Annotated in this window: 8 protein-coding genes; all 8 read left to right on the top strand. The window is 73.3% G+C overall.

Annotation, left to right across the window (positions count from 1 at the left end):
* The coding region (locus VF468_30735; protein HEX5882663.1) for a hypothetical protein at positions 1–312 on the top strand (312 nt) is incomplete at its 5' end.
* Positions 313–400: 88 nt separating this feature from the next.
* A complete protein-coding gene (cysS, locus tag VF468_30730) occupies positions 401–1,801 on the top strand; it encodes a cysteine--tRNA ligase (protein ID HEX5882662.1) in 1,401 nt (466 codons plus the stop codon).
* Between the two features lie 90 nt (positions 1,802–1,891).
* The gene (locus VF468_30725; GenBank protein ID HEX5882661.1) at positions 1,892–2,680 is read left to right on the top strand and encodes a PspA/IM30 family protein; all 789 of its coding nucleotides are present in this window, start codon (positions 1,892–1,894) and stop codon (positions 2,678–2,680) included.
* Positions 2,677–2,955, top strand: a complete 279-nt coding sequence (locus VF468_30720; protein ID HEX5882660.1) for a hypothetical protein — start codon at positions 2,677–2,679, stop codon at positions 2,953–2,955. The genes VF468_30725 and VF468_30720 overlap by 4 nt, the downstream gene beginning before the upstream one ends.
* A gap of 7 nt (positions 2,956–2,962) precedes the next feature.
* Positions 2,963–3,886, top strand: coding sequence for a zinc metalloprotease HtpX (gene htpX / locus VF468_30715; GenBank protein HEX5882659.1), 924 nt, complete (start codon positions 2,963–2,965; stop codon positions 3,884–3,886).
* The gene (locus VF468_30710) at positions 3,883–4,494 is read left to right on the top strand and encodes a hypothetical protein (GenBank protein HEX5882658.1); all 612 of its coding nucleotides are present in this window, start codon (positions 3,883–3,885) and stop codon (positions 4,492–4,494) included. The genes htpX and VF468_30710 overlap by 4 nt, the downstream gene beginning before the upstream one ends.
* Before the next feature lie 60 nt (positions 4,495–4,554).
* Positions 4,555–5,493 carry a carbamate kinase gene (arcC, locus tag VF468_30705; GenBank protein ID HEX5882657.1) on the top strand — a complete coding sequence of 313 codons (939 nt, stop codon included), beginning with the start codon at positions 4,555–4,557 and terminating at the stop codon, positions 5,491–5,493.
* 23 nt (positions 5,494–5,516) lie between these two features.
* Positions 5,517–5,708 (top strand): hypothetical protein (locus tag VF468_30700; protein HEX5882656.1); only part of this gene is annotated, 192 nt, incomplete at its 3' end.

Below are 5,708 nucleotides of genomic sequence, written 5' to 3'. Positions count from 1 at the left end.
GTCGGTGAGCCGCCGCAGGACGACGTCGGGGTCGGGGGGCATGGCACGGGCTCCGGGCGCTGGACGGTCGGTCGCCCCTACTGTAGTGGGATGCGCTACCGGTACGTGGTCCGGATCGGTCCGGAGGACGTCGGCCAGCGGGTGGTGGTCCGCTGGCGCCGTCCCGCGCCCGGCGGCGACGAGGTGGCCGACGTGGTCGGTCCCCTGGAGGCGGCCGACGAGCGGCGGTTCGCGGTCCGCAACCGCCGCGGCGAGCTGGTCGAGATCCCCCGCGACCGCGCCCTGGCGGCCAAGGTCATCCCGCCGCGATGAGGTGGGTGTGCCTGACGACCACCGACCGTTTGGGCTGCAGCGGCCGGTTCCATGGAACCATGGTGCCGCAGGGTCGGGGGGAGGGCATATGCTCGATGCCGTGCTGGAGGTCACCAACACCCTGACCCGGGCCAAGGAGCCGGTGCGGCCGCGCACGCCCGGCCGGGTCGCCATGTACACCTGCGGGCCGACCGTGTACCGCTACGCCCACATCGGCAACCTGCGCAGCTTCCTCCTCGCCGACCTGGTGCGGCGGGCCCTCGAGGCGGGCGGGACCGAGGTCCGCCAGGTGCAGAACATCACCGACGTCGGGCACATGACCAACGAGGAGTTCGACCGCGGCGAGGACCGGATGCTGGTCTCGGCCCGCCTGGAGGACAAGTCGCCGGCCGAGATCGCCGCCTACTACACCGAGGCGTACCTGGCCGACGCGGCCGCCCTCAACCTCCAGCCGGCCGCCGCCTACCCGCGCGCCTCCGATTACGTCCCCGAGATGCAGGAGCTGGTGGCCAAGCTGCTGGAGGGCGGCCACGCCTACGAGGCCGACGGCAACATCTACTTCGCGGTCGAGTCGTTCCCCGGCTACGGGCGCCTGTCGGGCAACACCCTCGACCAGCTGCGGGCCGGCCACCGCCAGGAGGAGCCGGACCCGCGCAAGCGCCACCACGCCGACTTCGCCCTGTGGAAGGCGGCCGGGCCGGGCCGGCTCGTCAAGTGGCCGTCGCCGTGGGGCGACGGCTACCCGGGCTGGCACATCGAGTGCTCGGCCATGTCCCTGGCCACCCTCGGCGAGCACATCGACGTCCACACCGGCGGGGAGGACAACGTCTTCCCCCACCACGAGGACGAGATCGCCCAGTCCGAGGCGGTGGTCGGCCATCAGGTGGTGACCACCTGGGTGCACGGCCGGCACCTGCTCACCGACGAGCGCAAGATGGCCAAGTCGGCGGGCAACTTCACCTCCCTGCGGGAGCTGGGCGAGCGGGGCCACCGGCCCCTGGCCGTGCGGCTGCTGTTCCTCCAGGCCCGCTACCGGACCCCGCTCAACTTCACCTGGGACGCCTTGGCCGGGTCCGAGACGACCCTGGACCGGTTGCGGTCGCGCATGGCCGAGTGGTCCCGCGACCCGAGGGCCGGCCAGGCGCCCGGGTGCGCCGGGTACGAGGAGCGCTTCTGGCGGGCCGTCAACGACGACCTGGACAGCCCCCAGGCCCTGGCCATCCTCCACGAGCTGGACCGCGACGAGTCGCTGCCCGCGGCGGCCCGCTTCACCAGCGTGGCCGCCTTCGACCGGTTCCTCGGCCTCGACCTGGCCGCCGAGGTCGGCCAGGTCCTGCCCGACGGGGCCGAGGAGCTGATCGCGGCCCGCGAGCAGGCCCGGGCGGCCCGGGACTTCGGCGCCGCCGACCGCCTGCGCGACCAGCTGGCCGCCATGGGGGTCGAGGTCACCGACACCCGCGGCGGGACCACCTGGCGCCTGCGGCCCTGATCTGGGCCGCTAGCCCGCACGTTTCCTGATGGTGGTCGTATGCTGCAGGGGACACCCGACCCGGGCGCTGGAGCGTGGACGATGGGACTGATGCGGCGGTTCTCAAGCATCTTCAAGGCCAAAGCCTCGAAGACACTGGACAAGTATGAGGATCCGAGGGAGACCCTCGACTACTCCTACGAGCGGACCCTGGAGATGCTGCAGAAGATGCGGCGGGCCGTGGCCGACGTGGCCACCTCGCGCAAGCGCATCGAGCTGCAGGCCCAGCAGCTGCAGCGCTCGGCGGCCAAGCTCGAGGGCCAGGCCAAGCAGGCCGTCACCCAGGACCGGGAGGACCTGGCCAGGGAGGCGCTCACCCGCCGCCAGGCCATCGCCACCCAGCTCACCGACCTCCAGGCCCAGCACGACCAGCTCAAGACCGAGGAGGCCCGGATGGTCGAGGCCTCCCGGCGCCTCCAGGCCAAGGTCGACTCCTTCCGCATCCGCAAGGAGACGATGAAGGCCAACTACACCGCGGCCGAGGCCCAGACCAAGGTCAACGAGGCCATCTCGGGGATCGGCGAGGAGATGGGCGACGTCGGCCTGGCCATGCAGCGGGCCGAGGACAAGGTCGCCCAGATGCAGGCCCGCTCCGGCGCCCTGGACGAGCTGATGGCCTCCGGCGCCCTCGACGACGCCTCGATGTCGAGCGACCGGCTCCAGGCCGAGCTGGACCGCGGCTTCGCCGAGCCGGCGGTCGAGGCCGAGCTGTCCCGCCTCAAGGGCGAGCTGACCGGCGGCAGCACCACCGCCAAGCAGCTCGACGCCCCCGACGAGGCTCCCGCCGAGGCCGAGGCCCCCGCCAAGGCCGAGGCCCCGGTCGAGGAGGAGCGGCGATGATCGTCCGGATCAGCGGCGAGGGCCAGTTCGACGTGCCCGCGGGGCATGTCGAGGAGCTCAACCGGCTGGACGAGGACCTGACCAAGGCGGTCGACAGCGGCGACGACGCCCAGTTCACGGCGGCGCTGGAGGCCCTGCTGGCCAGCGTCCGCACCGCCGGCAAGGAGCTGCCGGCCGACTGGATCGGCCCGTCCGACCTGGTCCTGCCCAGCCCCGAGTCGACCATCCACGAAGTCCGCGAGGTCCTCGGCGACGAGGGGCTCATCCCGGGGTGATGCGCTGATGGCCCGAACGCGGTTCCCGGCCGACGCCGGCCTTACGAGCCGCATGCTTGGCACCATGTTCCTGCTCGGCCTGCTGTACGTGGTCTTCGTGGCCGTGCTCATCGCGATCCTCAAGAGCTGGCTGCTGATCGTCCTGATCGCCGGCGGGTTCCTGTTCTTCCAGTACTTCTTCTCCGACCGCCTGGCCCTGTCGGCGATGCGCGGGCACGAGGTGTCGCCGGAGCAGGCGCCCGAGCTGCACCAGATGGTCGACCGGCTCTGCGCCCTGGCCGACATGCCCAAGCCGAAGGTCGCGATCGCCGACACCGACATGCCCAACGCCTTCGCCACCGGGCGCAACCAGCGGCACGCCGTGGTCTGCGTGACCACCGGGATCCTGCGCAAGCTGTCCCCGCCCGAGCTGGAGGCGGTGCTGTCGCACGAGCTGTCCCACGTCGCCCACCGCGACGTGGCCGTGATGACCATCGCCAGCTTCCTCGGCATCCTGGCCGGGTTCGTGGTCCGCTCCTCGATCTACGCCGGGGCCTGGGGCGGGGGCGGCTGGGGCCGCTCCAACGACCGCGACAACAACGCCGGGGCCGTGATCCTGCTGGTGGTGCTGGCCTCGGCGGTGGTGTACGCGCTCAGCTTCCTGCTGACCCGGCTGCTGTCGCGCTACCGGGAGCTGTCGGCCGACCGCGCCGGGGCGATCCTCATCGGCCGCCCGTCGCTGCTGGCCTCGGCCCTGGTCAAGATCACCGGCGACATGGCCCGCATCCCCACCCGCGACCTGCGGGCGGCCGAGCCGCTCAACGCCTTCTTCTTCGCCCCGGCGCTCGCCCCCGGGTTCAGCTTCTCGACCCTGTTCGCGACCCACCCGCCCCTGGACCGGCGGCTCGAGCAGCTGGCCCGGCTGGAGGCCCAGCTCGGCCGGCCGGCGTGAAGTTCCTCGACGCGCTGCTGGGACGCAGCAAGCCCAAGCAGCCCAAGCTGGACGCCCTGTTCGGGGTGACGGGCGCGGCCATCACCCTGGAGGCGGCGGCCGGGATGCGCCCCACCGGGCAGGCCGCGGTCTGCTTCAAGCCGGCCTCCGGGCAGGGGTTCGCGGCCGCCTCCGAGGAGCTGAAGGGCCTGCTGGAGCTGGCCGTCACCGAGGCCGGGTCGACCCTGGAGGTCAGCGACGACCGCTACGGCTACCGCTGGGTGGTGCTGGCCGACCCGGAGATGGAGGACCTGGTGACCAGCGTCCACCTGGTCAACTCGACCCTGGAGCAGTACGGCTTCGGCCCCCAGCTGCTCTGCTCGGTGTTCGCCTTCCGCGACCGGGGGTCCGGGGGGCTCCAGGACAACCCCCCGGGAAGCCCCTCTGGGCGGCCGTTCCACCTCGTCTACCTGTACAAGCGGGGCACCTTCTACCCGTTCGCCCCGCTGGACGGGGAGCGGCGCGACAACGAGCTGGAGCTGCGGGTCAAGGCGACCCTTGGCGGCGACCTGCCGATCGAGCCGGAGCTGGCCCGCTGGTTCGCCCTCTGGGGACTGCCGCTCGGCTGATAGCCTTGCTGTTCCGGGCGACGCAGCGGCGCGCCGCCCGGAAGTCGCCAGGAGGAGCGCGTGCGCGAGCAACTTGTCGTGGTGGCCCTGGGCGGGAACGCCATCTCCCCACCGGGGGGCGCCAGCCCCATCCCGGCCCAGTACCGGGCGACCATGGAGACGGCCCACCATCTCGCCCACCTCACCGAGCGGCCGCTGGTCGTGACCCACGGCAACGGCCCCCAGGTCGGCAACCTGCTGCTCCGCAGCGACCTGGCCGCCGGCGTGCTGCCCCGGCTGCCCCTCGACACCTGCGTGGCCGACACCCAGGGCGGCATGGGCTTCATGCTCCAGCAGTGCCTTGACAACGCCTTCGGCCAGGCCGGGGTGCGGCGGGCCACCGTCACCGTGGTCACCCGCACGGTGGTCGACCCCGGCGACCCGGCGTTCCGCTCCCCCTCCAAGCCGATCGGCGGCTTCTACGACGAGGCCGAGGCCCGCCGGCGGATGGACCGGCACGGCTGGGCGATGAAGGAGGACGCCGGCCGGGGCTGGCGCCGGGTGGTCCCCTCGCCCGAGCCGCGGGAGATCGTGGAGCAGCCGGCCATCGAGGCCCTGCTGGCCACGGGCGCGGTGGTGGTCGCGGCCGGCGGCGGCGGGATCCCGGTGGTCCGGGCGGCCGACGGCTCCCTGGCCGGGGTCGAGGCGGTGGTCGACAAGGACCTGGCCTCGGCGCTGCTGGCGACCCGGCTGGGCGCCGAGGTGCTGCTGATCCTCACCGGGGTCGACCACGTGGCCGTCGACTTCGGCCGCCCCACCCAGCGCGACCTGCACGAGCTGGACGCGGCCACCCTCGCCGGGCACCTGGCCGACGGCCAGTTCGCCCCCGGCAGCATGCTCCCCAAGGTCCAGGCCGTCCTCCGGTTCCTGGCCCACGGCGGCCGCCGGGCCGTCATCACCACCCCGGAGCTGTCCGAGAAGGCCCTGGCCGGCGAGATCGGCACGCAGGTGACCCCCTGAGCGGTCCTCCGTGTGTTGGGATCGTGTCGTTCCGCCTCGGCGGGCCCGATGGGGTGTCGGTCGTGGCCGACCACTGGGGCGAGGCGTTCCGCCGCCTGGGCCTGACGGTGCGCACCGTGGCCGGGGCCGGCCGGGCGGACCGGCTGGTGCCCGGCCTGGCCATGGACGCGGCCCCCGGCCCGGACCTGCCCGGCCGGCTGGCCGGGGCCCTGGCC

The sequence above is a fragment of the Actinomycetota bacterium genome, assembly GCA_036280995.1.
In the GTDB taxonomy this organism is placed as follows: domain Bacteria; phylum Actinomycetota; class CALGFH01; order CALGFH01; family CALGFH01; genus CALGFH01.
This window is presented reverse-complemented; position numbering and strand designations above follow the sequence as displayed.